Origin of the sequence: Vibrio sp. 2304, assembly GCF_033339475.1 — a bacterium.
Lineage (GTDB): Bacteria > Pseudomonadota > Gammaproteobacteria > Enterobacterales > Vibrionaceae > Vibrio > Vibrio alginolyticus.
Window position 1 is genome coordinate 1 of the sequence record NZ_JAWOUQ010000046.1, and the last position, 1,067, is coordinate 1,067.

Consider the following 1,067-nt stretch of genomic DNA (forward strand, 5'->3'; position numbering starts at 1 on the left):
TAAGGAGGTGATCCAGCGCCAGGTTCCCCTAGCGCTACCTTGTTACGACTTCACCCCAGTCATGAACCACAAAGTGGTAAGCGTCCCCCCGAAGGTTAAACTACCTACTTCTTTTGCAGCCCACTCCCATGGTGTGACGGGCGGTGTGTACAAGGCCCGGGAACGTATTCACCGTGGCATTCTGATCCACGATTACTAGCGATTCCGACTTCATGGAGTCGAGTTGCAGACTCCAATCCGGACTACGACGCACTTTTTGGGATTCGCTCACTTTCGCAAGTTGGCCGCCCTCTGTATGCGCCATTGTAGCACGTGTGTAGCCCTACTCGTAAGGGCCATGATGACTTGACGTCGTCCCCACCTTCCTCCGGTTTATCACCGGCAGTCTCCCTGGAGTTCCCGACATTACTCGCTGGCAAACAAGGATAAGGGTTGCGCTCGTTGCGGGACTTAACCCAACATTTCACAACACGAGCTGACGACAGCCATGCAGCACCTGTCTCAGAGTTCCCGAAGGCACCAATCCATCTCTGGAAAGTTCTCTGGATGTCAAGAGTAGGTAAGGTTCTTCGCGTTGCATCGAATTAAACCACATGCTCCACCGCTTGTGCGGGCCCCCGTCAATTCATTTGAGTTTTAATCTTGCGACCGTACTCCCCAGGCGGTCTACTTAACGCGTTAGCTCCGAAAGCCACGGCTCAAGGCCACAACCTCCAAGTAGACATCGTTTACGGCGTGGACTACCAGGGTATCTAATCCTGTTTGCTCCCCACGCTTTCGCATCTGAGTGTCAGTATCTGTCCAGGGGGCCGCCTTCGCCACCGGTATTCCTTCAGATCTCTACGCATTTCACCGCTACACCTGAAATTCTACCCCCCTCTACAGTACTCTAGTCTGCCAGTTTCAAATGCTATTCCGAGGTTGAGCCCCGGGCTTTCACATCTGACTTAACAAACCACCTGCATGCGCTTTACGCCCAGTAATTCCGATTAACGCTCGCACCCTCCGTATTACCGCGGCTGCTGGCACGGAGTTAGCCGGTGCTTCTTCTGTCGCTAACGTCAAAT

At 53.5% G+C, this 1,067-nt stretch carries 1 rRNA gene; it reads right to left on the minus strand.

The window, feature by feature from the left end:
- Positions 1-1,067 (minus strand): 16S ribosomal RNA (locus tag R7P64_RS24140); the annotation flags it as partial.